The sequence below is a fragment of the Shewanella putrefaciens genome (assembly GCF_016406305.1).
Lineage (GTDB): Bacteria > Pseudomonadota > Gammaproteobacteria > Enterobacterales > Shewanellaceae > Shewanella > Shewanella putrefaciens_C.
Genome location: NZ_CP066369.1, coordinates 2446360 through 2470755 on the forward strand (window position 1 = coordinate 2446360; position 24396 = coordinate 2470755).

The 24396-nt window shown below is 47.6% G+C and carries 14 protein-coding genes; 7 read left to right on the plus strand and 7 right to left on the minus strand.

Going from position 1 to position 24396, the window contains the following annotated elements; translation table 11 throughout:
- Positions 1-28: 28 nt before the first annotated feature.
- The 3 genes from JFT56_RS10655 to JFT56_RS10665 all read right to left on the minus strand — a co-directional run bounded on the left by JFT56_RS10655 (position 29) and on the right by JFT56_RS10665 (position 4743).
- A complete protein-coding gene (locus tag JFT56_RS10655) occupies positions 29-559 on the minus strand; it encodes an NUDIX hydrolase (protein WP_198780087.1) in 531 nt (176 codons plus the stop codon).
- A gap of 85 nt (positions 560-644) precedes the next feature.
- Positions 645-3734 carry an EAL domain-containing protein gene (locus JFT56_RS10660; protein WP_198780088.1) on the minus strand — a complete coding sequence of 1030 codons (3090 nt, stop codon included), beginning with the start codon at positions 3732-3734 and terminating at the stop codon, positions 645-647.
- Positions 3735-3987: 253 nt separating this feature from the next.
- Complete coding sequence (locus JFT56_RS10665; RefSeq protein ID WP_198780089.1) at positions 3988-4743, minus strand: tRNA (adenine(22)-N(1))-methyltransferase; 756 nt, start codon at positions 4741-4743, stop codon at positions 3988-3990.
- 280 nt (positions 4744-5023) lie between these two features.
- Between JFT56_RS10665 and JFT56_RS10670 the strand changes: the two genes are divergently transcribed.
- A complete protein-coding gene (locus JFT56_RS10670) occupies positions 5024-7171 on the plus strand; it encodes a glycoside hydrolase family 97 protein (protein WP_198780090.1) in 2148 nt (715 codons plus the stop codon).
- Positions 7172-7276: 105 nt separating this feature from the next.
- Here the strand turns inward: JFT56_RS10670 and JFT56_RS10675 are convergent, their stop codons facing one another.
- On the minus strand, positions 7277-8284 hold the full coding sequence (locus JFT56_RS10675; RefSeq protein ID WP_198780091.1) for a class I SAM-dependent rRNA methyltransferase: 1008 nt from the start codon (positions 8282-8284) through the stop codon (positions 7277-7279).
- A gap of 206 nt (positions 8285-8490) precedes the next feature.
- The gene (locus JFT56_RS10680; RefSeq protein WP_198780092.1) at positions 8491-8784 is read right to left on the minus strand and encodes a YciI family protein; all 294 of its coding nucleotides are present in this window, start codon (positions 8782-8784) and stop codon (positions 8491-8493) included.
- Positions 8785-9324: 540 nt separating this feature from the next.
- Here JFT56_RS10680 and JFT56_RS10685 point away from each other — a divergent pair.
- From JFT56_RS10685 to JFT56_RS10695, 3 genes are all read left to right on the plus strand, one after another.
- Complete coding sequence (locus JFT56_RS10685) at positions 9325-10911, plus strand: MFS transporter (protein WP_233095509.1); 1587 nt, start codon at positions 9325-9327, stop codon at positions 10909-10911.
- A 140-nt stretch (positions 10912-11051) separates the two neighbouring features.
- Positions 11052-13547, plus strand: a complete 2496-nt coding sequence (locus JFT56_RS10690) for a glycoside hydrolase family 15 protein (RefSeq protein WP_198783552.1) — start codon at positions 11052-11054, stop codon at positions 13545-13547.
- A 167-nt stretch (positions 13548-13714) separates the two neighbouring features.
- The gene (locus tag JFT56_RS10695; RefSeq protein ID WP_198780093.1) at positions 13715-14896 is read left to right on the plus strand and encodes a hypothetical protein; all 1182 of its coding nucleotides are present in this window, start codon (positions 13715-13717) and stop codon (positions 14894-14896) included.
- Between the two features lie 46 nt (positions 14897-14942).
- Here the strand turns inward: JFT56_RS10695 and JFT56_RS10700 are convergent, their stop codons facing one another.
- Positions 14943-15785 carry an AraC family transcriptional regulator gene (locus JFT56_RS10700; RefSeq protein ID WP_198780094.1) on the minus strand — a complete coding sequence of 281 codons (843 nt, stop codon included), beginning with the start codon at positions 15783-15785 and terminating at the stop codon, positions 14943-14945.
- Between the two features lie 80 nt (positions 15786-15865).
- Here JFT56_RS10700 and JFT56_RS10705 point away from each other — a divergent pair, with 80 nt between their 5' ends.
- The gene (locus JFT56_RS10705; protein ID WP_198780095.1) at positions 15866-17257 is read left to right on the plus strand and encodes an SLC13 family permease; all 1392 of its coding nucleotides are present in this window, start codon (positions 15866-15868) and stop codon (positions 17255-17257) included.
- A 108-nt stretch (positions 17258-17365) separates the two neighbouring features.
- On the opposite strand, the gene JFT56_RS10710 is transcribed toward JFT56_RS10705, so the two are convergent.
- Positions 17366-18397, minus strand: coding sequence for an isoaspartyl peptidase/L-asparaginase family protein (locus JFT56_RS10710; protein ID WP_198780096.1), 1032 nt, complete (start codon positions 18395-18397; stop codon positions 17366-17368).
- 120 nt (positions 18398-18517) lie between these two features.
- Between JFT56_RS10710 and JFT56_RS10715 the strand changes: the two genes are divergently transcribed.
- Together JFT56_RS10715 and JFT56_RS10720 are read left to right on the plus strand one after the other, a co-directional pair.
- The gene (locus tag JFT56_RS10715; RefSeq protein ID WP_233095510.1) at positions 18518-20374 is read left to right on the plus strand and encodes an autotransporter assembly complex protein TamA; all 1857 of its coding nucleotides are present in this window, start codon (positions 18518-18520) and stop codon (positions 20372-20374) included.
- Positions 20371-24366, plus strand: coding sequence for a translocation/assembly module TamB domain-containing protein (locus JFT56_RS10720; RefSeq protein WP_198780097.1), 3996 nt, complete (start codon positions 20371-20373; stop codon positions 24364-24366). The genes JFT56_RS10715 and JFT56_RS10720 overlap by 4 nt, the downstream gene beginning before the upstream one ends.
- Positions 24367-24396 lie beyond the last annotated feature (30 nt).

Sequence of the window (24396 nt, forward strand, 5' to 3'; positions counted from 1 at the left end):
TTAACTGATGATTTAAAAGCAATAAAACCTAAATTAGCTCTAGTGCGATTTGTTTTAATAGAAAAATTTCACGCTCTATCGACTGGCCTTTCTGGGGATAATTACGCTGAATATCTTCATTATGGGCAATAGCTTGATGGATATTGAGCCATTCGGGCCGCATGCCATTTTTAATCTCATGGGCTTCTAATCGAGTCGCCCCTAAACCACGCTCCCCCAGTGCGGTGTCGATACGGCACAGATAACAGAATGACTCCATGTGCACGACATTCGCCCCTTCACGGTACCAAGGTCGAAACTCTTCGTAACGACCAAAGGGCGCCAACACTTGAATGTCTAAGGCGCCAGTTTCTTCCTGCAACTCGCGGACAAGCCCAGCCTCGAGACTCTCACCGTCATCTATCCCACCGCCGGGTAAGCTATAGTCACGGTATTTTTGAGTGTAGAGCAGCAAAATATCTTCACCCGATAACACTATCGCGCGGGCAGCTCGGCGGTAAAAAACGCGTGCCGTGAGTAAATTTATCGAGGGGTTCTGGGTCGATTTCAGTAGACGCATAGCTAATCCGTTATCTAAAAGAGTCGAAGCATAAATGAAATTCACCTAAAAACAGATCAAATAATCTCTCATTTGAAACGACCATTTAAGGGGATTGGCTCTCGATATGCATTAATCCCAATTGCATTTGCGCGTATTGCAAAGGCCAATTTTCATACCAGTTGATAAAATCATCGACATACATAGGGTGAGCAATACCGTAACCTTGGCACATCTCGCAGCCAAGTTCGGCCAGTTTTATGCCATGGGCAATACTCTCAACGCCTTCGGCTATGACACCTAAATTAAACACACTCGCCAGCCGAACCACGCCTTCGACAATCCGCAGATCATCCTGATCCTCCAGCATGTCACGGATAAAGCTCTGATCTATCTTTAGGGTTGAAATAGGCAGCTTACGCAGGTAAGTCAAGGAAGAATAGCCAGTACCAAAATCATCGAGGGAGAAATGCACCCCTAGGCTGGCACATTCATTTAAAATCGCAATGGCAAGGGGCATATCTTTGATGGCTGCGCTCTCGAGGATCTCCAGTTCGAGAGCTGACGCTGGCACATCGGGGTAATAGGCCAAAGCTTGTTTCAAAAAATCATAAAAGTGATCCGTAAGAAGCTGCCGCGCGCTCACATTGACGCTGATCTGAATATTTAGCCCCTTTTGATGCCAAGTTTGCAGCTGTGCCATCGCTGTATTAATAACCCATTCCCCCAAGGGGATTTCAAGTTCGCTGCCCTCGATGTCGGGTAAAAAGGCGCTAGGCGGCAAGATACCCCGTTGCGGATGTAACCAACGTATAAGTGCTTCAGCCCCTATGACTTCGCCAGTGGCAAGGTTGACTTTAGGTTGATAGAAAAGCACAAACTCCCGTCTCGCAAAGGCGGCTTTTAGCTCCTCTAACCATTGCCTTTTCGCGATCATTTTTCGTTCAACATCATGGTCAAACATTTGAAAACAATTCTTACCCGCCGCTTTAGCCATATACATAGCATGGTCGGCGTGGCGCAGCAGAATATCGGGATCGACATTGTCCTCAGGGTATAAACTAACGCCAATACTCGCCGTTAGACGCAGTGGCTTATCTCCAATATAAATGGTTTGATCTATCGCTCCCAGCATTCGCTCAAGGATTTGAATACACTCGATTTCGGAACCAATTTCAAATAATGCAATAAATTCGTCTCCCCCCACCCGTGCCAAGGTATCTTGCTCGCGCATAATATGTAAAAGCTGCTCGACTATCGCGATCAGCAATTGATCGCCCACATCATGGCCATATTGATCGTTAACCACTTTAAAACCATCGAGATCGAGATAGCACACGGCGCACAGGCTACTATGACGGTTTACCCGGGAAATCGTCTGTTTAAACCTATCGACGAGTAACCGCCGATTCGGTAATCCGGTGAGTACATCATAATTTGCCACCCTATCGAGTTCTGCCTCATGATTTTTTAACTGAGTGATATCCGATTGAGTCCCTGAAATCATCAAGGGGCGACCACAACTGTCTGATTCCACGACACGGCCCTTGCAGAGTACCCAGCAAAAATCCCCTGACTTTTTCCTGCAGCGTATTTCCAGCTCTATGCTCGCACTCTGCTGCAGTAAGTGTTGTCGTACGATCCTTTTCACGTCCGCCCAATCATCTTCATGCACAAACTGGGTCCAGTTATCCACAGTAAGTTGGATTTCACCCGCAGAGTAACCTAAAATCGACTCAAACTTTTGGCTGACCTGCACCTCGCCCGTTGCCACATTCCAGTCCCAGTACCCTTGCTCTGAGCCCTGGATAACCCGCTGTAATAACGCCGTTTGGGCGGCAATTTGCTGTTGTAATATGCGTGATTGAGTAATGTCCTGCACTGTGCCATGGAGTTTAATCACCTTGCCCTGCTCATCCAGCGTCGCTTGACCACGGGCCATGATCCATTTTTTAGCTGAGGTTTCCGCCTCGAATAATTCAGCTTCACATTCATAGGAAATGCCCGTAGCTAAACAGTGCGTGACTGCTTGGTTCAATTTTTGCCAGCTTTCTGGCGTGAAGAGCGACTGGACCTTCTCAAGATCTAAGGCCTCTTTGGGGGCTAATCCATAAATGGCAAAAACCTGTTCTGACCAAGTATGGGTGTTCTTCACTGTATCCCACTCCCAACTGCCGATCCCGGACAATTGTTGTGCCTGCTTCAGGCTTGCTTCACTCTGGCGTAGGCGCTCGGCACTTTGTTCCTGCAGGGTAACATCACGGGCAATACCAAAGAGGCCCCGAACGAGCCCCTTTGAATCCATCACAGGGCCCTTTGTCACCTGAAATACCGCAGGCCCAGTGTTTATCTGTAATAACTCTTTATGGGTTGTGACTGCCTTATCCTTAAGCACTGTTTGATCTTTAGTGCGGATCACCGCCGCCGATGCCGGTTCAAATAATGCTTCATCATTCTGGCCAATCATGTCCTTTATCGACTTACCGACAAACGCCGCAGCCCTTTGGTTTGCCAGAACGTAACGCCCCTGCAAATCCTTGACAAAAATGGCATCCGTCGTCTGGGAGACCATAGACTCCAGCAACTGATGGTTCAAATCCGACTTACGTAATGACGCCCTTAAATAGCCACTTAATCCACTGATGATAATGCCATTAATACTCAAGCTAACCATTGGAAGCCAAGTAAAGATCATCTCACTCTGGGGTTTATCTGCATTGATCATTAATAGGTGCACACCCAATGCCGATATCAATGTCGTCAATAGGCCTGGGCCAAAACCGCCGATAATGGCGCTTAAGGAGATAGGTAAGGTAAAAGCCAACAGGAGCAAGCGCGTCTGTAATTCCAACGGTAAATATTGGACAACCCAGAGGGTGAACAATGGGAGTAACACCGCTGTACAATAGCGAAACCAAGGGTTTTGCCCTAACAATATTGAACGGGAAAACGTCAGTTCGATGGCGCTGCGGGAGGGAGCAATATGGCGATCGGGCACCGCATTTAACACATAGATAAATACTAATGCCGATGTAAAGACAAAAAAGATCCCCTTAGCGAGGGAAAAACGAAACACGGTATCCTGATTTGTAATAAACAACAAAAGCAGATCTGAGAAATAAATCCAACCTAAGGCGAGAAGAGCATAACTGACAACCGCAAGTACGATGAACTGGAATCGAGAAAAATTATGCATCGTTTAGCTATCCCCCGACTCAACCATTAGTGATGATTCCTTCATCGTTTATACCATATAAGTGACTACCCAAATGTTATTAAGGCAGCGTGCAATCCAGTTGTCCTCCTATCTTGTACTAATTTACCTGTTTAAACAGATACTACCACTCAGCTAAGGCAACATTTTTGTGTTTATCAACCCAGCTAAACTTAGCATTTTTTGGTGAAAAAGCGAGCGATAACAAAGCACAGTAACCAAACCAATCACACGCCTAGGGAAAAAGAGAATCAGTGATACGCCCAAGCTGCGCTTGATAGGCGTTAATAATGCTTAAGCGGTGTTTATCTTCGGGCATACGTTGATAATGGCGGATCACTTTATGCAGATAACGCTTAGCTAAAGCTAGGTCATCTCCCCGAAGATTGTCCCACATTAGCGATCCCGATGGACTGATACACTGGCCGGAGGCGTTACTATCCTTGATCACATGGAGAATTTCGTAAAAACGTTGATTCTCTTCTAGCAGGATTTCAGCCTCAAGTATCAGCCCTAACTGGGCAAGGGATTGGCGAACATAATAATTATGATGCACGGGGCACAAAATAAACTCAAGACGCCTCTCTGAATGCCCTGCAACAATTGCCCGCACCAACTCCACCAGCAGTTCACCACCCACACCTGCGATAATAATCAACTGTTTATCTTTATCACTGCTTTGCCCGAGCGGTAATGCCGCAACATCGAGGCAATGCACTTGCCACTTTGCTATCCCATCCGAGTCATGCTTTGTTATCCCACTTAAGTCATGCTGTAACTCGGCCGCTTGCCCAGGGAAAAAGCGCGCTAAATCTAGGGTTAATTGCTGCATCAATGGCGCAACACAATCGACAAAATGCACTTGCCGAGCGGCATTTCGTTTAAGCAACAACATACCGAGCAAACCATGATCGCAGCAGCAATCCCAAATATGATCGTAATGACCGCTGATCATGCTGTCTATCTGTTGTAAACGTTGGCTAATTTTCACGGTTTGACCTTACTGCTACGACTCTTAGTACTGTAAATCCCACGGTTAATCCCACTAAAAATCCGACTTTGCAGTCGTATTTTTAAGAAAGCAGAAGGCGCGCATTCTACCCGAGTCAGCACTAAACCACATCCTTTGTTCATGCCCTCACAGTGCTGCACATCACGCCTGTTACGCCACGCCTTAATGTGGTGAATACGTATGCAGGCCGTTGCGGTTAAAAAGCCATCGCCACTAGTATGCTGTGAGTCACATTCAATATAAAAACAAGGATCAAGGAATGTTCATCAAGACCAACCCTATTCAGTTCACTGGCAATCCTTTAACTGACAGTCAAACTAGTGCACATTCATGGCGCCAGAGCTTATCGCGCCCAAAACTATCGCAAGCGCTATTAAGCCCTACCCTTATCGCTCTTGCGGTTACGAGTCTATTTAGTGCCAACGTATTTGCTAAAACCGTTACCGTCAGCTCACCCAACCAACAAATTCAAATCAGCTTGAGTGACGATACTGGCCGCCCCGAATATAAAATCGATTTTCACGGCAAGACAGTCATAGAACCGAGCCGCTTAGGCTTAGTTTTTCAATCCCTTGGCGAACTCGGTCAAGGATTACAGATAAAAAGCAGCGAGAAAAAAAGTGCCGATGAAAAGTGGCAACAACCCTGGGGCGAACAGGAATGGATCCGCGATCAGCACAATCAACTGAGCGCGGTATTAAGTAACGGCATGGTGCAACTCGAAGTCGAGTTTAAAGCCTTTGACTATGGCATTGGCTTTCGCTATCACTTAGCCGAGCAAACCGCCCTGCCCGCCAATTCGCCGCTCTCCATCACAGACGAGTTAACCGAGTTCAATGTCGGCCAGAGCGATAAAGCCACAGCATGGTGGATCCCTGCCCGCGGCTGGAATCGCTACGAATATTTGTATCGCACCACAGCGCTTAAAGACGTCGATAGAGTCCACACGCCCTTCACCTTTAAACTCGCAGATGGAACGCACTTAAGTATTCACGAGGCCGCCTTGATTGACTTTGCCGCCATGACCTTAGATCAACAGCGCGATGGCAAGCTTAAGGCGGATCTCACGCCTTGGTCCGATGGTATTCGTGTCAAAACCCAAGTGGGGTTTTATACGCCGTGGCGCACCATTCAAATTGCCGATAACGCAACTGGACTGCTCAACTCCCACCTTATCCTCAACCTCAACGAGCCCAATAAACTCGGCGATGTCACTTGGGTAAAACCGGGAAAATACATCGGTATTTGGTGGGGAATGCACTTAAACGAAAATACCTGGGGCTCGGGCCCAACCCATGGCGCAACCACCAGTGAAACCAAGCGTTATATGGATTTCGCCGCCAAATATCAATTTGATGGTGTACTAGTAGAAGGTTGGAATCAAGGTTGGGACGGCGACTGGTTCCACAACGGCGATCAATTTAGCTTTACCAAGGCCTATGCCGATTTCGACCTGCCCGCCATCACAGCCTACGGGGCGAAAAAAGGGGTGCGTTTAATCGGCCACCACGAAACTGCAGGTTCAGTCACTCATTATCGCGAGCAAATGGCGGATGCCTTCGCCCTGTATGAAAAATACGGTGTGACTCAAGTCAAAACCGGCTATGTCGCTGACGGTGGTCAAATCAAGCGCATCGATGACAAAGGCATTACCCGCCACGAGTGGCACGACGGTCAGTTTATGGTCGGCGAGTATTTGCACAATGTCACTGAAGCGGCAAAGCACCATATCAGTATCAATACCCACGAGCCAATTAAAGACACAGGCCTGCGCCGAACTTATCCGAACTGGATCGCCCGCGAAGGTGCCCGCGGCCAAGAGTACAATGCTTGGGGTAGCCCACCAAACAGCCCTGAACATACGGCCATGTTACCCTTTACCCGCATGCTTGCGGGTCCAATGGACTTTACCCCGGGAATTTTTGACTTAGCGCCCAAGGGATTGGATGCAGAAAACCGTGTGCAAACCACGCTGACCAAACAACTTGCCTTGTACGTTGTGCTCTATAGCCCAATCCAAATGGCAGCAGACTTACCGCGCAATTATGAAAAGCACTTAGATGCCTTCCAATTTATCCGCGATGTGCCCACAGATTGGTATCAAAGTGTCGCGCTTGCCGGTGAAGTCGGTGACTATGTGGTCTTTGCCCGCCAAGCGAAAGATCAAGGTGATTGGTACTTAGGCGCACTCACGGATGAAACCGCACGCACGGTCACGGTCAAACTGGATTTCCTCTCCCCGAATAAACGTTATCAAGCGCAAATTTACCGCGATGGCGCAAAAGCCGATTGGAAAACCAATCCCTATGATTATGTGATTGAAACCCTCGATGTGAGTGCTAAAGATAGCCTAAACCTCTCACTCGCCAGCAGTGGCGGTACGGCAATCAGGTTCAAAGTTCTTTAATAAAGTGCTTTAACGGCTTTGTTGCTATCAACAAGGTCGCTATAAACAAAAGTCACCATAAACAAAGGGCGCTAAAAAGCGCCCTTTATGTTTACTGTGACACTATTAGTTTAATGTCAGCGCCACTATTTTAAGTGGATGATTATCATCGAACGAGGGGAAATCCTCATGGGGATCGAGCCAAGTGTGCGCACTAACGGTACGGCCTTGTTTTTCAACGCAGCGCACTAAGCTGTCGAACCATACTTGGCGCTCGACTTTCGCCACATTGTTACAGCAAACGATAGTGCCACCGACTTTGGTCGCCATTAATGCAGGCTTAAATAACCCTTGATAATCATTGATCAAATCGACAATCCCGAAAACACTCTTGGCATAACGCGGTGGGTCGAGAAACACCAGATCAAACTGGGTTTGTGGCAGTTTAGGGTAACTCGGTAACTTTTGATTACGGCGCCCTCCCACACTTAAACCCGCCAATTGGCGCAATGCCGGAAACGCATCACTCTGCACAAACTCACATACATTCGACACCTGATTTAACGCCGCATTCGCTTTACCCGTCGCTAAAGCAAAGGAAGAAAAATCGACGTTCATCACCCGAGTCGCGCCGCCGATAGCAGCCGCAGTACCAATGCCACAGGTGTAGGAAAACAAATTCAGTACGGTTTTATCTTGGCTGTGTGCCCGCACATATTCGCGGCCAATACGCATATCGAGGAATAACAGCGGATCTTGCCCTTCATGGCGCAGTTTAGTGCTGAACTTGATGCCATTTTCCTGCATCACTCGCTCAGCACTCGCAATCTCTGTCAGTGCCGGTGATAAGGTATTCAATACCCGAGAGTTGCCTAAGGAGCGGTCGTTATACACAATCGGTAAATCGGTCTGCTGTTGCAAAACGGCACTGACATCAACTAACTCTTCATCGGTTAAGGTCTGATGAAAACTCTGCACTAGCCAAGTATCGCCGTAACGGTCGACATTCAAGCCACTCACGCCTTCGACTGTGCCATGGAACACCCGAAAACAATCGGTTTGATCCTGTTCTGCTTGTTGTAAAAAATCATGGCGTTTCGCCAGAGCCGTCGATAACAGCGTTTGAATAGACATAAAAAGCGGGACTCGTACAGCGGAAACCTGCGTAAGGTCTCAAGGGGAAAACGGCATAATAACAAACTAGCACGCAGAATATCGGAAAAGTTCGCCTAAAAACATCATAAACACCGACTACCACCCAAATGGGGAACGCTATGTCCCCCAACCCGCCAAACCAGTTATAACCAAGTGCACGGATTAATATTCAACAAAGATATAGATTAAATCACTTCAATCAACGCCTCTAATCCAGGCGCCGTTTTCGTGGGGATAAATTCTATGACATCGAACTCGGCAACGTCTTCAAGGTAAAAGGGATCTTGCTGCAAAATAGCCTCTAGCGCCGCGCGACTCTCAGCCTTTGCAAGGATAACGCCGCCGGTTCGAGGCACCTTACGACCCGATGCGATAAAAATGCCCTTAGCATAACATTCGTCGAGATAACAAATATGAGCCGCTAAATGTGGCTCGACTTCCGCGATGGGCTTTTTATAGGTGAGCGAAACAACAAACATAGGTATCCTCTTATTCAGCAAGTCGGGGCATATACAATAGGTTTCTCCCCGCTGACTATATAATAGTGCGGCCCTAAAGTGTCAAATGAACTTACCCGCCGCCCAAGTTAAAAATGATCAACAGCAGGTTGCACCTCTGTTTACCGCGGGTTATCAACCCATGATGAATACGTATGTAAGCGGTTGTGCACAAATCCACGCCGAGGCTACTATAAATCCGCTCGTTTCACCCTCTGCTTGTGGGGTTTGAAATCTGTGAGGTCGTTTCTGATAGGGCTACAAGGATTGCTATCAGGCTTAAGTTCTTTCTGCTGACTGGCTTTGGCCACTCACTTGGACTAACCCCTTTGAATTAAGGTATTAGATCCAAATTTGAAATGAATTTATCGGCGAATATGCTTCTGAGGGAGGAGTATATTCGCCATTTTTTCACCGAGCATTCTCATTTACAACCTGTGCGAAACTATCCATTGCTAGGCAAACAATTAAAACAATAAGCACTCAGGGCAGAACGACTGCCAGCAACAGAAAGGAAGTTCAATGTCTTTGAATCATCAACCAACTAGCCGTCAACAAGAGCATCAAGCTACTGCGCCCAAGGCAACACCTGTATTCAAGCAACAACCTGAGCTGAGTTTCTGGCAAATTTTTAATATGTGCTTCGGCTTTTTAGGCATTCAATTTGGGTTTGCCCTGCAAAATGCCAACGTCAGCCGCATTTTTCAAACCTTGGGCGCCTCTATCGATGAAATCCCCATACTGTGGATTGCCGCACCACTGACGGGTTTATTGGTTCAACCTATTATTGGGTATTTAAGTGATAATACTTGGGGACGCCTTGGCCGTCGCCGCCCCTATTTTTTGATTGGTGCGATTTTTACCACACTCGCCATTTTTATCATGCCGCACTCACCTACCCTGTGGATTGCCGCCGGCATGTTGTGGATCATGGATGCCTCAATCAACATCGCCATGGAGCCGTTTCGCGCCTTCGTCGGTGATAATTTACCCAAAAGCCAGCGCACCCAAGGCTATGCCATGCAAAGCTTTTTTATCGGCATTGGCGCTGTGGTGGCTTCGGCCTTACCCTATATTTTGACTCACTATTTTGATGTTGCGAATACGGCACCAGCGGGTGAAATTGCCGATTCAGTGCGTTATGCCTTCTATTTTGGCGGCGCGGTACTCTTGCTCGCCGTCACTTGGACAGTGGTGTCGACAAGAGAATATTCCCCTGAAGAATTAGCCAGCTTTAATGCCAAACACCTCAATGGCGAAGATGAAACCTTAACCCGCCACCGTACCCGCAAGGACTATCAATTTGCGTCCTTCGTGTGGATGGGTCTCGGCGCCCTGTTCACCTTCGCTATTTGGGCGCAGGATTTAGATAAGCAACTGTATATCTTAAGCTTAGGGATTTTCGCCTTTGGTCCATTACAACTGTATTGCGCACTGCGTTTAGGTAATTCACACCCCACTGAACGCCATAAGCTCGGCATGGTATTTAGTGTAGTCGATGACTTATTCCATATGCCCAAGGCCATGCATCAATTGGCGATCGTGCAATTTTTCTCTTGGTTCGCACTGTTTGCCATGTGGATTTACACCACGTCTGCCGTGACGTCCTACCATTTTGGCAGCAGTGATGTGTTGTCTAAGGCCTATAACGACGGCGCAGATTGGGTTGGCGTGCTATTCGCCTCCTACAATGGTTTTGCCGCCATTGCCGCAATATTTATTCCTATGCTGGCTAAGCGTATCGGCATCAAGCTGACCCACACAGTCAATATGTTCTGTGGTGGTATAGGGTTGATTAGTTTCTTTTTTATCAAAGACCCCAGCCTATTATGGCTGCCTATGATAGGTGTAGGTATCGCGTGGGCATCCATTTTATCTGTGCCCTATGCCATGCTGTCGGGCATGTTACCGCCGCAAAAAATGGGCGTTTACATGGGGATATTTAACTTTTTTATCGTTATTCCGCAGTTATTGGCCGCAAGCGTTTTAGGCTTAATCCTCAATACCTTATTTGATAATCAGCCCATTTATGCCCTGGTAACTGGCGGCGTGCTTATGATGTGTGCCGGTATCGCAGTGCTTTTTGTCGAGCAAAATCAACCGACATAAATCATCAGACTTAACGACAAATAACAATATATCACTCTGATTTGGGGAGAATTAACATGGCCGTAAACTCAACACCGCAAGGACACCAGCACAACAGCAGCACTTTGTCCCATTTTCGTATCAAACCCTTAGTGTTGGCGATGGCGACCAGTGTTATCTGCAGCCTTGGATTAACAGCCTGCTCCCCTGCGCCATCCACATCATCAACGGTTTCAACGCCCAGTGAAATAGACTCTCAGCCCCAAGCTCAGGAAGAGTCAATTGCCCCCGGCGCACCGGGTAAAGCGCCGACTTGGGCATTTTCGGGTAAAACGGGGATTGGGACGTCCTTTGAACCTTATACCCAAGGCCAATATCAAGATTCGGCGCAAAACCCCGTTAGCCGCGTCTGGTTCTCCCTCGCCCAAGGTATTTTGACCGAAACCATGTATGGCCTTATCCACAATGCCCAGCTCAAAGAATTGCAATTTGTGGTCACAGGTAATGGCTTTGTCGATACCGAAAAAGATAACACCATCAGCAGCATAGAATATTTAGATACAGATACTAATGGTCGACCGCAATCCCTTGCCTATAAAATTATCAATAAAGATGTTGAAGGTAAGTATCAGATTGAAAAGCATATCTTTACCGATCCTGACCGCGACACTTTGATGATGCGCGTGACCTTTACCGCCTATGAAGACGGCATTACACCGCATTTGTATGTCAACCCGCATATCGATAACGCAGGCGCCAATGATATCGGCCGCATCGACACTCATGCTAATAATCATACTGACAATCATGCAAACACTCATACTGGCAATCAGGCGCTGGTGGCCTATACCGCCGCCAAAGACAGCAGCGTGATGACGGTAAAATCCGATCTTAATTTTGTGCAGGCTACAACTGGATTTGTCGGCGTCTCCGATGGCCTAGCCGATTTGGCCGATAACGGCAAACTCGATACGCCCTATCAAACGACCAGTGCGCAAGATAAATCGACCGTCGGTAATATCGCCTTTACCGCGAGTTACCCTACGCTCATTAAAGCCAAACCCGTCACTGTTAATCTCGCCATCGGTTTTGGTAAAGATGAAACCCAGAGTTTAGCCAATGCCGATGCCACCTTGGCCGCAGGTTATGATGCTGTGCTCAGCCATTACAATGCAGGCTGGCAGGATTACCTAAGCTCACTGCCCACCATCGCTAACATGGCCAACAGCACCACAGATAGCGGCAAGCTGCTGTATACCAGTGCTATGGTCTTGAAAGCGCAGGAAGATAAAACCTATGCGGGTGCACTTATCGCTTCACTTTCTAACCCTTGGGGCGATACGGTTTCGGCAGCCGTGCCGAGCACTGGCTATAAAGCGGTATGGCCGCGGGACTTTTATCAATGTGCCATGGCATTCCTCGCCATGGGTGACACGCAAACGCCCAAGGTGGCCTTCGAATACCTGAAAAAAGTGCAAGTGACCGAAAAGACGCCCGGCTTTACGGGTACGCCCGGTTGGTTCCTGCAAAAGACCCATGTGGATGGCCAAATTGAATGGGTCGGCGTGCAGCTCGATCAAACTGCCATGCCGATCATGCTCGGTTGGAAACTCTGGCAAGCGGGCGTGCTCAGCCAAGATGAGATCAGTCACTGGTATCAAGAGATGCTCAAAGGTGCAGCGGACTTTTTGATCAGCGGCGGTGAGGTCAATCTGGATTGGAATCACACCCAGATCACCCCACCTAAAACTCAGCAAGAACGTTGGGAAGAACAAGCGGGTTACTCCCCCTCGACAACGGCCGCAGTGATCGCAGGTCTTATTGCCGCGAGTGAAATCGCCAAAGAAGCTAAAGATATGACTTCAAGCGCCCGTTATCTTACCGCGGCCAAAGACCTAAGTGATAGCTTAGAAAAACACTTAGTCACCACCCAAGGGCTATTGAAGAACAGCGCAGATGTCAGCGCGCCTTACTATTTACGTTTAAGCCCCAATGGCGAGCCAAATACTAGCGATACACTGGCGGCGAATAACGGTAAGCAAGGTTTAGATCAACGCCAGATCCTCGATGGAGGATTTTTAGAACTGGTACGTTATGGCGTGCGCGGTGCAACCGATAAGCTCATCAATCAAAGCCTTCAACTGATTGATAATACTGAGCTTGAGCACAACCTACGCCTTAAATACGAATTCACCGCCAAAGATGGCAGCACTATCCCCGGCTTTAGACGTTATGGCAACGACGGCTACGGCGAGGATACGGTTTCTGGCAAGAACTACGCAGAATCCGGCAGCAACAGCACCGATCAACGCGGCCGAATCTGGCCCTTCTTCACCGGCGAGCGCGGTCATTTTGAATTAGCACTCGCCCAAGCAAAAGGCGAGCTAACTGGCAATAATGCCAAGCAAACCAAGCAGCAGTTGATCAACACCTATGTGCAAGGCATGGAAACCTTTGCGAATGCGGGCATGATGTTACCCGAGCAAGCGTGGGACGGTGTCGGCGATGCCACCCGCTACCACTACCAACTCGGACAAGGCACCAACTCTGCCACACCGCTCGCCTGGACCCATGCCGAATACATCAAACTGGTGCGATCTATGACCGATGGCCAAGTCTGGGATTATTACCCTATCGTCCCAGCGGCATTGAAATAGCAAGTTGAAATCACCAATTAAAATAGCGCATTAGCTTAACGATACTTTGATAAATTACAGGCTAGAACAGCAGTCTAGATGCTGTTCTAGCATGCTTACTTCCCAAGCAATAAAATCATGTTACAGTATGTAATTAATGATATTTAAAATTGTTAACGGGATTTTTGATGCGACGTTTTTTGCGAGTAATAAAATGGATTTTAATCTCTCTACTGTGTATTCCCGTCAGTTTATATCTCATCCTTCTGCTCATAAATTTACGAGATAGCCCACCTTCTGAACTGGCAAAAAACTACTTAGCCAACATAGAAGAAAGTGATAATGCACTCTCAAATAACCTTAACAATAATGCTTATGTATTTGCACTCGGTTTTGATACCAGCAATACTGCTTCACCAATGGATGTGGGGCTAGAACGCCTCAAGAAGTTACAACACCTAGAGGTCATGGATAAGCCTGAAAATGAACAAAGAGTCCGTTTTGAAAAGCCCCAATTACCGCTTGATCAATGCATCAAAGAAGATGATTTTCTCTCCAGCTGTAATGCAGTACTTAAACAAGAGAGCAGTCATAACGCCTTACTCGATGAATATAATTGGTTAATCGTTCGCTACCAGGAACTACTCAATATCGGCACTTGGCAGGATGGCAGCCAATTTAATGTTTTTACAGATATTATGCCCATTTCCCATCTGTTAGCAGCACAAAAACTCTATCTGTTTAATGTACTAACCAATGCCAGCACTATGGATCCCCTACAAGTCGCCGAGGCAATCAACCAAGATATGCTATTTTGGCAACGTCTATCAGCAAGCACTCATAAGCTTATCGCTAAGATAATGAGTAATGTTGGGATGGAAGCGAATATGAAACTTGGAGAGTTGTTGATGAGTCAATTGCCGCACCCACAACAAACCGAGGCGTTACCACCAAGCTGGCAGCATCCACTATCACCGGAAGTCCTTTCGTTTGACAATGTAAAAATGGGGGAATGGTATTACTTTACTCAGATAACCAGAGCGACGATGGTCACCAGTGATGCTGACATAAGTACAAAGCTAACAGAGTGGTTACTGTTACCATTGATGCAACACCAAGATACTGCTAATCGTTATGCAGAGATCCTAACTGGAACAGCTTCAATAGTGGAATGCCCTAATAGTTTCTCAATCGAAGCACTCAGCCAATACCGCTATAACCCCGTTGGGAAATTCATACTCTGCTCTGGCATTATTTCATTAGCCCCTTATCAAGAAAGGTTTAACAGGCTTGAGCATAAAAGAGCGGAGCTTGTTACTCGACTTCCACAAGCTGCTACGAACATTAGCCCAACGCTTACAGGGCGATGATAAGAAACGATATAAAGAACATAGATATTGTTATGACTGACTTAATTTATTCTTGCATAGGAATAAACTGATCCCCCCTGCTTTTCATCGGCTTATGCTGCGGGTAATCTTGCGGCGTGCAACCAAATTGCATTTTAAAGGCGGCACTGAAACTGCTGACACTCAGATAACCTAGACTATGGGCCACCATAGTCGTGCTCTCCCCTTGGCTTAAGCTCTCAAGCGAGTTTAACAAACGAAATCTTTGTCGCCATTGTCGATAAGTAAGCCCAGTTTCAGCTTTGAATAGTCGCTCAATCGTTCTCACACTCGCGCCGCCCATTTCGGCTAACTCGGTCAGTGAGTAACTCACTTTTGGACGTCGGATCAGCGTTTGGATCAAGCGGCTGAGTCTTGGATCTGAGCCAGCAGGTAAATGGGCATCCAGACTGTCCAGAGTTTGGAGCTCATCGATGGCAACCAAACCCAGCCGATGCAGTTGTCCACTGTCCATAAGATGTGAACTTTCACAAAGTTTAAGCACTAATTCACGCATCAGCGCTGTCATAGTCACCATCACCACTTGTGTATCCTGTGGCCTAACGCCATAACTAGGGTCAATATAAATATTGCGAGTATGGGCGTGGGTTTCACTGTTCACTTGATGGGGCAAATTGCAGGGGATCCAAACAGCATGGGTTGAGGGTACCACCCAGACGGCATTTTCACTGCGAACACGTAACAAACCTTTGGCGGCCCAAAGTAGCTGACCCCGCGGGTGCGAGTGCGGCTCTATGTCCGCTTCCGCCGCCATATTGCGAGTATGGGTCAGCACTGGCCGAGTGGCATCTATGATAAACGCCGCATCACTGGGGGTTAACATTGTCGCTTTAGAAACATGTTTTGACATATTACCCTCTTAAAACGCCAAACTAAGTCAGCTATCTTAGTAGGCATCTTTTACGTATTCAACCCAATAGGTCGGTAAGCATGAAACGTTTTATTGGCGTTAAACAGCTAGCCTTTTTCAGTGCACTGTTGATCGCTACTTTACTGGCGCTTTTTCCGCTAAGTCAGCATCCCGCGGTGTTTTCCTACAGCGCAGGCGTAGTATTAGTGACCTTGATGTTTTGGAGCACAGGTTTTTTCCCGCCCTTTATGGCGGGATTAATCTTTTTTGCCCTTGCCACCATTTTTAAACTCATTGAGCCGAGCATACTTTTCTCCGGATTCGGCTCGACTGCGGTGTGGTTAATCATTTCGGGATTTGTGATCGGCAGTGCCATCACTCAGTCTGGTTTAAGTCGTAGAATGGCCAGTTTGATTACCCCCATACTGACCACAAGTTATCCACGCTTGATTGCGGGTTTGGTCTTTAGTGCCGTGCTGCTTGGCTTTGTGATGCCCTCATCCGTTGGCCGTGCAGTGGTACTGGTGCCTATTGGTATGGCGTTAGCCGAGCAAGTCGGTTTTGCTCGTGGAAGCCATGGGCGGATAGGCATTGCGACCGCCTTGGCACTGGCGTGTAACATGCCCAGTTTTGCCGTGTTGCCCGCGAATATTCCCAACATGATATTGGCGGGTTCCAGTGAGAATTTATTCAATATCCATTTTGGTTATACCGAGTACCTCTTATTGCATTTTCCAATCCTTGGTTTGCTCAAATCAATATTGATTGTGGTGCTAGTGGTGTTTCTATTTCCTGCAAAAATTGATAAAAATCAGTCTGAACGCGTTATTGAAAAAGAAACCTATCATCTTGGTATGCAAAAGAAAGTTGCACTGTTACTTGCGATCACTTTACTGTTTTGGGTGACAGACTCACTGCACGGGATCAATCCGGCGTGGGTAGGATTAACAACCGCTATCTTGCTATTGCTCCCCAAATGGGGAGTGCTTGAGCCTAAGAGTTTTAATAGTTCGGTGGATTTTGCGACCGTCATTTTTGTCGCGGCGGCATTAGGTCTGGGAGCACTCGTCAATCACTCTGGGCTCGGCACTGCGCTAGGCCAACTGTTCAGTGAATGGTTACCCTTGCAGCAAGGGACATCGTTCCTGAATTTTATGTCGTTATCGTTAATCGCGACGCTAACGGGATTAGTGGCAACGGTTCCTGGTGTACCGACTGTGTTATCCCCCATGGCAGCAGACTTTGCCAATGCAACCGGCTTCTCCACCCCAGCGGTATTAATGACGCAGGTGATCGGTTTCTCAACCGTGATTTTTCCTTATCAGGTGGCTCCGTTAATTTTGGCTATGCAATTATCCCAAGAGCCCTTAACTAAACTACTTCGCCTCACCTTACCGCTGGCAGCAATAACCATAGTTGCACTCATGCCGCTGGATTATCTGTGGTGGCTATGGCTCGGCTGGATTAACTAAAACGGAGCAGAGAAGAATATTCCACCCTAAGGATAAAAAGCGAGCAGGATTAACCTAATGCTCGCTTTTTAGCTTTGGGGCATGCGCAATAAGCGCGATATTTTTCCGTTATTGATCTTGCCAGATCATCACTTGGGCGGGTTCGCCATTGCTGCGAGTCGCTCGGTACATACCTTCGGTATTAAATGGTGTGGCAATGTTACCTCTATGATCCACCGCAATCACGCCACCTGAACCACCCGCAGTGATCAAACGTTGATTGATGACTTCATCGGCCGCCTGAATAATCGATTTTTGCTGGTACTTCACCTTGGCACAGATATCCCCCGCCACTTGGTAGCGGATAAAGAACTCACCGTGCCCCGTTGCTGACACAGCGCACACGCCATTTTCTGCGTAGGTGCCGGCGCCAATCACAGGCGAGTCACCGATACGGCCAAAGCGTTTTGCCGTCATACCGCCTGTCGAGGTTCCCGCGGCTAAATTGCCGTTTTTATCTAAGGCGACTGCGCCCACAGTGCCGAATTTATAATCTAGATCCTTCATCTCAATGCCGGCAATTTGGGCTGATTTTTCAGCCGCTTGCAGTTTCTGTCTGGCATCGAGCAATTGCTGGTAGCGGGCATCGCTATCAAAATGGCTGTTAGGGACTAAGGTAAAGCCTTGGGTTAAAGCAAATTCCTCCGCCCCCACTCCCGACAACATCACATGTTCAGACTTATTCATCACAGCGAGGGCTAAATCGATAGGGTTAGCGATATGGCGAACCCCAGCGACAGCACCGGCATTCATGGTTTTACCATCCATAATCGATGCATCTAACTCGTGACCACCATCATAGGTATATACAGCGCCCACACCCGCATTAAATAATGGGCTGTTTTCTAAGACATTGATCGCCGTTTGCACCGCCACTAGGCTATCACCACCTTGCTCTAATACCTTAGAGCCTTTGTCGACGGCTTCCTTGAGTTTGTCTTTATAGGCTTGGCGCAGTTCGGGGGTCAGGTTGGCTTTAGAAATCGTGCCAGCACCGCCGTGGATAGCAATGGCGAAAGGTTTTTCATTGGCGTAGGTGGGTTGCGACATACAAAGTGCACTCGAGATTATTAAACTAAAGGTGGCTAATTTTATTTTCATTATTTACATCCCCTTAAACAGTAGCGTCCTTTGTAACCATTTCAATGACTAATTTCAATCATCTCCTTGCCTGTTGCTTTTATTCTGGCGACAATGATGCCACATCACAGGGATCATAAAGTGCAGCTATTCTTGCAAATCACGTCATTCTCTTTTCGTCTCAATTTGCTTGTTGGCCTGAGTTTAGTCACATCAGTGGCTGTGGCCGCCGACAATTTTTTAACGCTTTCGGTCACAGGCGTCGATGAGTCTTTACAGCGCAATATTCTCGCCCATTTAGGTAATTTGCCCGATTCAGAGGTGCAGCGCCGCGCCTTTTTGTTCAACGTTGAAGACAATGTCAGTACCGCTTTAGAGTCTATGGGTTATTACCACGGCGAAGTCGAAGAAAAATTGATTGAAAACGATAAGGGGCCTTGGGAACTCAAACTCACGGTCACTGCGGGTGAGCCTATTAAAATTCAATGGGTTGATATTAACTTCTCCGGGGACATGCTCACAGATAGCGCCTTCGATACCTGGTTATCCCAAGTCAATATAAAGCCCGGGGATACCCTAAACCACGGGACCTATTCGGAGTTAAAATCCCAACTGGTCACTCTCGCCCTAGCCCGTGGTTATTTTGATGGGGAGTTCACCCAGTCGCAAATTAAGGTTAACCGGGATTTAAATACTGCCCAAATTAGCCTGCATTTCGACTCGGGCGAGCGTTATCACTTTGGTCAAGTCAGTTTTGATGGCCACACCTTAGAGGAAGATATTTTAGCTAAACTGGTGCCGTTTAAGGAAAATGCCGCCTATTCGACCCGCCGCGTCAGTGCCCTCAATCGGCAGCTATTAGATACTGGCTATTTCTCCAATATCAAAGTACTGCCGCAGATAGATCAGGCTAAGGATAACCAGTTACCCGTAAAAGTGGAGCTCACGCCAAAAGCCAGCCATTCCATTGAACTGGGTCTGGGGGCGGACATAGGACAAACCACAGATAAAGCCTTCGATCCCCGAGTTCGGGTGACTTGGCGTACACCCCAGGTCAACAAATACGGCCACTCCCAGGAAACCAGCCTAGAGTGGTCACCTGACAGGCCAAAGTTTTTAACGACGTATACAATTCCGCTTACCCATCCTCTGGACGATCAACTGAAAATCCGGATGGGATTACTACGGGATAAATACGGCGTAACCCAAGTTTATGAGCCAGAGAATAGGGATTTTCGCAATACAGGCCAACTCGAATCCACTAAATATCAACTCGGATTACTTCGTCAACAAAGATTGGATAATCAATGGTTAATGAGTTACTCACTCGATGCCATTCGAGAGGAATATACCCAGTCAGACGTCGATTACAACCCCAGTTTATATTTGACTGGTATCAACTTTTCTAAAACCACACGGAGCGATAATTCCCTCGATCCTAAGTCGGGTTTTAGGCAAATATACAGTGTGGATTATGCCGATCCCTATTTAGGTTCGGACATACGTTTAGCCAGACTACAGGCAAAGTTTAAATGGATTGATACCTTCTTCGATAATCACAGATTGGTCGCCCGTATCGATTTAGGCGCTAACTTAGTCGATGAAAACGAACTGGCCTATGTTCCCCCCTCTCTGCGTTATTTTACCGGCGGCGACCAAACTATCCGGGGTTATGGCTACCAAGAACTCGGCCCCTATTTGGACTATGTAGACGCCGATGGCAACATCAATCGTGAAGTGATAGGTGGTCGCTATTTAATGGTAGGAAGTTTGGAATATCAATACTATGTCACCCCAACCTGGCGGGTCGCGACCTTTGTCGATGCGGGTAATGCCTTCGATAATGATCAATTTGAGCCCGTTGTATCCGTCGGGGGCGGTATTCATTGGATCTCCCCCATTGGCCCAATTAAGTTAGATTTAGGGGTAGGATTGAAAGAGACCGACACCATCGACCGCTCTTGGCGTATTCACTTAACCATGGGAACTGAACTATGAGCCAGCCACAAGATCCCCATGGCTCTGCCAATGTTCCGCCGGATAACACGCCCCTGGACACTCCTGTTACTGCGGCTGTGGCAAAAGTGTTATCCCTTCCACAGCGCATCTGGCGTGCATTTAAGCTCTTTACTCGTATTCTGATTTATGTGCCATTAACCCTGTTAGTGCTGATGGCACTCTTACTAGGCACTGAAATTGGATCGCGTATTAGTGTCGGCTTAGCCAGCCAATTTGTACCGGATCTTGACCTCAGCTACACATCAGGCTCGATCAATAAGGAACTGACCTTATCCCACGCGGCGTGGTCTATGGATGGCATTAAAGTTGAGCTTGAGGATCTGCACCTCGCTTGGCAGCCCACCTGCTTATTACAAAAACAGCTGTGTGTTAACGCCCTCACAGCCAATAAAGTTGATGTAAAAATTCATACCGAGCAACTCTCTACGGACGATACACCTGAGACAGTGGTAGAAGCCTTGCCCGAAGTGAATACCGAACTCGTATTACCCTTTGGTATCAGCCTCGATATGGCGCAGCTCAATGCCGTCAATGTTGAAGTCAATGGCATGCGTTATAGTGCCAACCAGATTGAGGCCGCAGCCACTTGGTTTGCACAAGGGCTTATCGTCAAGCACCTACAGAGCGAGGGGCTCTTAGTCTTTATTCCCCTTAGCGAAGAAGCAACGACAACCGCGAATGCGCCAGCGCCAACGGACAAAGGCCAATTCCCACAGGGTACTTCGACTGCAACTACTGCAACTACTGCAACTACTGCAACTACTGCGGATGAGTGGGCAATGGCACACCTACCTCAAGTGTTTATGCCATTTCCGGTGACGGTTAATAGCCTGATTTTAGACAATACCTTACTGCAGATTGGTGAGCGTAAGGACCATTTTAGCCATGCCGAATTACAGGGAAGCTTCCGTCAATATCAACTGACCTTAGATCATTTAGTGCTCGAACATACGAATGGTAAGGTCGATATCCTCGGCACACTCGCACTCGAGAAAGATTACCCCCTGTCACTCAATGTGGACCTAACCCTCAATCAACTTGCAGAATTACCCGAACTCACCCAGCAGCAGTTAAGCCTGAGCTTAAGCGATAGCCTAGGGCAACTGCGGGTAAATGCCTTGGCCAAGGGCGATGCCGATTTTACCCTAGAGGGGCAAATCACCCTTAAAGATCCCCTGATCCCGTATCAGGCAAAACTGCAACAAGCAAGGTTGCAATGGCCGCTTCAACAAGCGGAATATTCAGTGACCGACCTTAGCATAGACACCCAAGGCAACCTTGACACCCAAGAGGCGAAAGTCAGTGGCAATGTGCTCACGCCCTTCCATAACGTATTGGCAATAGAAACTGAATTGGAGCATAGGGATACAACACTCTTAGTCAAACAGTTTAAGGCCAATGGCGATATTGGCACCCTAGATCTCGAAGGAGAACTCAATTACGCCGACGCGCTCGCATGGAAAGCCAAGGTGGTGCTCGATAGCATCAAGCTACAAGCGTTAAAGCTGCCATCCAGCGCAGATAAACCAAGTGAAACCGATACTGCGCCCCCTGCGACTAGCCCATTACTCAAAAGCTTGATCTCCGGGAAATTACAGACCACAGGTAAACTCGATAATTCCCATTGGCAAGTTGCGCTAACCGATACCGAGTTAACTGGCACTATGCAGGGCTATCCATTTGATATTTCTGGGGATGTGAGTATCAATGATGCACTGCATGTCAGTGCTAATGGGCTTAATGCACAAGTGCTCAGCTCAACCCTTAGCCTTAAAGGACAAGCCAACACCCAATGGAACCTCGAAGGTGAGTTACAGGTTCCCGATTTTAGCCTCTGGCTACCCCATGCCACTGGCCAGCTGCAGGCTAATATCAATGTCACGGGTGATGCGAAACACCCACAGGTTGAGTTAAGTGCACAGCTAGTGGATCTGATCTATCGAAATATCAAACTACGGGAATCCACCCTTAAAGCCTATTACAAACCCTTAGATGAGCATGAGTTTGCCCTATCCCTCAAGTCAAAGGCACTTAATCTTGGCTCACAGGCCTTAGATACTGTCACCCTTGGCAGTAAGGGAAACATTCAGGATCAAAAACTCACCCTCAATGCCAGTGGCGATCTCGGGCTCGATCTCAGTATCGCCAACCACTACGATCAGAAAAAAAACCAGTTGCAAGCGGAAATCCATCGACTCAATCTTGCAACCCCACTTGGTCTTTGGCAGTTAGATAAAGACATCAATCTGAGTTGGGATCAAAACAAGCTGAGGGGCAGCCTCACGCCCTTCTGTCTCGTCAACCCCAATAGTCGGTTCTGCTTAAACAATCAAACCGTGCTCGGCAACAAGGGGGATGTACAGCTCAGCTATTCCGGCAATCCAGGAAAACTGCTCGTCCCTGTTTTACCGAGTAATATGAACTGGGATGGTAATGCTAATCTACTCGCTAACCTCGCCTGGGCCGCTGGCCGTAAACCCACCGCCGATCTTAACTTGGATTTCAGCCCCGGCAGTATCACGCTTAAACGGGCCAAAAACCGTGAAGTCACTGTTAATTATCAGACACTTTCTCTACGCTCAACCTTAGATGCTAAACGGCTCGTGTCTGCAATCAACTTTGAATCTGAAGGGGTCGCAAGCTGGCAGAGTGAAATCACAGTAAATGTGACACCGGATCGTGCTCTTTCGGGTTATGCCAATATTAAACAAATTAATTTACAACCACTGGGTGAGTTTTTCCCGCAGCTGAATACTGTCGAAGGCTTATTTACCAGTAAGTTAAACTTTGCAGGCACACTTAATGATCCCGCAGTTTCAGGCAATATAGCCCTGACACAGGGTGCATTTGCCCTTACCGCTAACCCGACCTTAATCAACAAAATCGATATGTCTATGGCCCTCGGAGGACAACAAGCCGAACTTAAGGGCCGCTGGATGATGGGGAATGGTCTAGGGCGAGTGACGGGAAATTTACGTTGGCCCCAGGGACAATTTAGCGGTGAACTGGCGATCAAAGGTGACAAACTCGCGGTGATCCAACCGCCATTAGCGCTGCTCGATGTGTCACCCGATGTCACACTTGCCTTTAGTAGTCAACAGCTTGAGCTCAAAGGCGTGGTCGATATTCCATCGGGTAATATCAAGATCGTACAACTTGCCGAAGGCGGTGTGGCCCTATCCGATGATGTGGTATTCGATGACTCTATCGCCGCAACAGAACCGAAGGCCAGCCCCTATGCGATAGTGGCCGATCTGAATATTAATGTCGGTAACAATCTTAAAGTTGATGGTATGGGGCTTAAAGGTAAGCTGCAGGGCACCCTTAAGTTGCAACAACAAGCGTTTAGGCCGCCATTGCTATTTGGTGATATCAAAGTCAAAGAAGGTAACTATAAATTTATGGGGCAAACCCTCAAAATTCGGACCGGGGAAGTCCAATTTGTCGGCCCAACCTCAGTGCCTAACCTGAACATTGAAGCGATTCGAGAAATTAAGAGTGAAGATCTGGTTGCGGGTGTGCGAGTCACTGGCACACCGGCACGCCCTGTCGTGACACTTTTCTCCAATCCCGCCAAAGAGCAAGCCGAGATCTTGTCTTACATTATTAAGGGCAGCGGATTTAATAATACCAATAACGAGCAAAACAACTCCCTCATGATGGGCGCGGCCTTAGGGCTAAGTTCACAGGTTGGCGGCGGTGGTGCCATCAATAATATCGGCAGCACTGCCACTGGCATTATCGAAGAATTTGGCTTCTCTAACGTCCAGCTAGATACAAACGATGAGGGCCGCGTCGCAATTAGTGGCTTTATTGGCGAGAAACTTATGGTGAAATACGGGGTGGGCGTCTTTAACCCAGGCTATGAAATGACAGTAAGATATTACCTGTTATCCCAGCTCTACCTTGAAACAGTGTCAGGGACCTTAGGTCAATCCCTCGATATTTATTACAACTTTAATATCAATTAGTTCTGCACGAGAGTTCTGGCCGGCGATATT

What these genes read in the sequence shown, in the direction of transcription:
- JFT56_RS10655 (WP_198780087.1), bottom strand. Translation starts at nt 559, where the DNA reads ATGCGTCTACTGAAATCGACCCAGAACCCCTCGATAAATTTACTCACG.
- JFT56_RS10660 (WP_198780088.1), bottom strand. Translation starts at nt 3,734, where the DNA reads ATGCATAATTTTTCTCGATTCCAGTTCATCGTACTTGCGGTTGTCAGT.
- JFT56_RS10670 (WP_198780090.1), top strand. Translation starts at nt 5,024, where the DNA reads ATGTTCATCAAGACCAACCCTATTCAGTTCACTGGCAATCCTTTAACT.
- JFT56_RS10675 (WP_198780091.1), bottom strand. Translation starts at nt 8,284, where the DNA reads ATGTCTATTCAAACGCTGTTATCGACGGCTCTGGCGAAACGCCATGAT.
- JFT56_RS10680 (WP_198780092.1), bottom strand. Translation starts at nt 8,784, where the DNA reads ATGTTTGTTGTTTCGCTCACCTATAAAAAGCCCATCGCGGAAGTCGAG.
- JFT56_RS10685 (WP_233095509.1), top strand. Translation starts at nt 9,325, where the DNA reads ATGTCTTTGAATCATCAACCAACTAGCCGTCAACAAGAGCATCAAGCT.
- JFT56_RS10690 (WP_198783552.1), top strand. Translation starts at nt 11,052, where the DNA reads ATGGCGACCAGTGTTATCTGCAGCCTTGGATTAACAGCCTGCTCCCCT.
- JFT56_RS10695 (WP_198780093.1), top strand. Translation starts at nt 13,715, where the DNA reads ATGCGACGTTTTTTGCGAGTAATAAAATGGATTTTAATCTCTCTACTG.
- JFT56_RS10700 (WP_198780094.1), bottom strand. Translation starts at nt 15,785, where the DNA reads ATGTCAAAACATGTTTCTAAAGCGACAATGTTAACCCCCAGTGATGCG.
- JFT56_RS10705 (WP_198780095.1), top strand. Translation starts at nt 15,866, where the DNA reads ATGAAACGTTTTATTGGCGTTAAACAGCTAGCCTTTTTCAGTGCACTG.
- JFT56_RS10710 (WP_198780096.1), bottom strand. Translation starts at nt 18,397, where the DNA reads ATGAAAATAAAATTAGCCACCTTTAGTTTAATAATCTCGAGTGCACTT.
- JFT56_RS10720 (WP_198780097.1), top strand. Translation starts at nt 20,371, where the DNA reads ATGAGCCAGCCACAAGATCCCCATGGCTCTGCCAATGTTCCGCCGGAT.